General features: G+C 70.3%; 1 protein-coding gene. It reads right to left on the bottom strand.

The features are described 5' to 3' along the window. Nucleotides 1–2,566: bifunctional aconitate hydratase 2/2-methylisocitrate dehydratase (gene acnB, locus EV699_RS19700; protein ID WP_132546038.1), on the bottom strand; the 2,566-nt coding region annotated here is incomplete at both ends.

Here is a 2,566-nt window from a genome sequence, read left to right as displayed (position 1 = left end):
TCGGCGAGGCGGCGGAAGTCGTCGATCTGGTCGAAGTTCATGTAGCGGTAGATGTCGGCGGCCTGGGCGTTGATCACGCCGATGTTGGCCGTGTACTCCGCCAGCGTGGGGATGCGCCCGAGCATCGCGCACACCGAGGCGAGCTCCGCCGAGCCGAGGTAGACGCGGGTGTCGATGCCGAGGCGGTTGGGGAAGTTGCGCGTCGAGGTCGAGATCGCCGTCGAGCCCTTGCGGATCTGCGCCTGGTTGCCCATGCACAGCGAGCAGCCGGGCATCTCCATGCGCGCCCCGGTGCTGCCGAGGATGCCGTAGTAGCCCTCCTCGGTGAGCAGGTACTGGTCCATCTTGGTCGGCGGGGCGATCCACAGCCGCACCGGGATGTCGCGCTTGCCGTCGAGCAGCTTGCCGGCGGCGCGGAAGTGCCCGATGTTGGTCATGCACGAGCCGATGAAGACCTCGTCGATCTTGTCGCCGGCCACCGCCGACAGCGGCTTGACGTCGTCCGGGTCGTTGGGGCAGGCGAGCAGCGGCTCGGTGATTTCGCTCATGTCGATGTCGATCACCGCGGCGTACGCGGCGTCGGCGTCGGCCTTGAGCAGCTGCGGCTCGGCGAGCCAGGCCTGCATCGCCTTGATGCGCCGCTCCAGGGTCTTCCGGTCGTCGTAGCCGTTGGCGATCATCCACTTCATCAGCGTGATGTTCGAGGTCAGGTACTCGATGATCGGTGCCGGGTCGAGCGCCACGGTGCAGCCGGCGGCGGAGCGCTCGGCCGAGGCGTCGGAGAGCTCGAAGGCCTGCTCGACCTTGAGCTGCGGCAGCCCCTCGATCTCCAGGATGCGCCCGGAGAAGATGTTCTTCTTGCCCTGCTTGGCCACCGTCAGCAGGCCCTGCTGGAGCGCGTAGTAGGGGATGGCGTTGACCAGGTCGCGCAGCGTGATGCCGGGCTGCATCGTGCCGCTGAAGCGCACCAACACCGATTCGGGCATGTCGAGCGGCATCGAGCCGGTGGCCGCGGCGAAGGCCACCAGCCCCGAGCCGGCCGGGAAGGAGATGCCGATCGGGAAGCGCGTGTGCGAGTCGCCGCCGGTGCCGACGGTGTCGGGCAGCAGCAGGCGGTTGAGCCAGGAGTGGATGACGCCGTCGCCCGGGCGCAGGCTGACGCCGCCGCGCGAGGAGATGAAGTCGGGCAGCGTGTGGTGGGTCTGCACGTCGACCGGCTTCGGGTAGGCGGCGGTGTGGCAGAAGCTCTGCATCACCATGTCGGCCGAGAAGCCCAGGCAGGCGAGGTCCTTGAGCTCGTCGCGGGTCATCGGGCCGGTGGTGTCCTGGCTGCCGACGGTGGTCATCTTCGGCTCGCAGTAGGTGCCGGGGCGCACGCCCTGGCCCTCGGCCAGGCCGCAGGCGCGCCCGACCATCTTCTGCGCCAGCGAGAAGCCGCGGGTCGAGGCGCCCTGCGCGGCCGGGCGGCGGAACACCGGCGAGGGGCCGAGGCCGAGCGCCTCGCGCGCCCAGTCGGTGAGGCCGCGGCCGATGATCAGGTTGATGCGCCCGCCGGCCTGCACCTCGTCGAGCAGCACGTCGGACTTGAAGCTGAAGTTGGCGATCACCGCGCCGTTCTTCAGCGCCTCGCCGGCGTAGGGGCGCAGCTCCACGACATCGCCCATCGCCATCTGCGAGACGTCGAGCTCGACCGGCAGCGCGCCGGCGTCCTCCATCGTGTTGAAGAAGATCGGCGCGATCTTGCCGCCGAGGCAGAAGCCGCCGAAGCGCTTGTTCGGCACGAAGGGGATGTCCTCGCCGGTCCACCACAGCACCGAGTTGGTCGCCGACTTGCGGCTGGAGCCGGTGCCGACGACGTCGCCGACGTAGGCCACCGGGTGGCCCAGCGCCTTCAGCGCCTCGAGCTGGCGGATCGGGCCGACGCTGCCCGGCTGGTCGGCTTCGATGCCGGGGCGCGGGTTCTTCAGCATCGCCAGCGCGTGCAGCGGGATGTCGGGGCGGCTCCACGCATCGGGCGCCGGCGACAGGTCATCGGTGTTGGTCTCGCCGCTGACCTTGAACACCGTCACCGTGACGCTCTCCGGCACCTTCGGGCGGCTGGTGAACCAGGCCGCGTCGGCCCAGGCCTGCAGCACCGTGCGGGCGTTGGCGCTGCCGGCGTCGGCCTTGTCCTTGACCGCGTTCTTGTAGTCGAACATCAGCAGCGTGTGCGACAGCGCCTTGACCGCCGCGGCGCCGCACTCGGCGTCGTCGAGCAGCGCGATCAGCGGCTGGATGTTGTAGCCGCCGAGCATCGTGCCGAGCAGTTCGGTGGCGTGCACGCGGCTGACCAGCGGCGAGCGCGCCTCGCCCTGTGCCAGCGCCGCGAGGAAGGCGGCCTTGACGTAGGCGGCCTGGTCCACGCCCGCCGGCACGCGCTGGGTCAGCAGCTCGACCAGGAACGCCTCCTCGCCGGGCGGCGGGGCCTTGAGCAGCGCCACCAGGTCCGCGGTCTGCTGCGCGCTCAGCGGCAGCGGCGGAATCCCCTGCGCCGCCCGTTCCTCGACGTGTTTGCGGTAGTTCTCGA

It is taken from the genome of Plasticicumulans lactativorans (genome assembly GCF_004341245.1).
Lineage (GTDB): Bacteria > Pseudomonadota > Gammaproteobacteria > Competibacterales > Competibacteraceae > Plasticicumulans_A > Plasticicumulans_A lactativorans.
The sequence above is the reverse complement of the archived record's forward strand: the minus strand, read 5'-3'. Positions and strand labels throughout refer to the sequence as shown.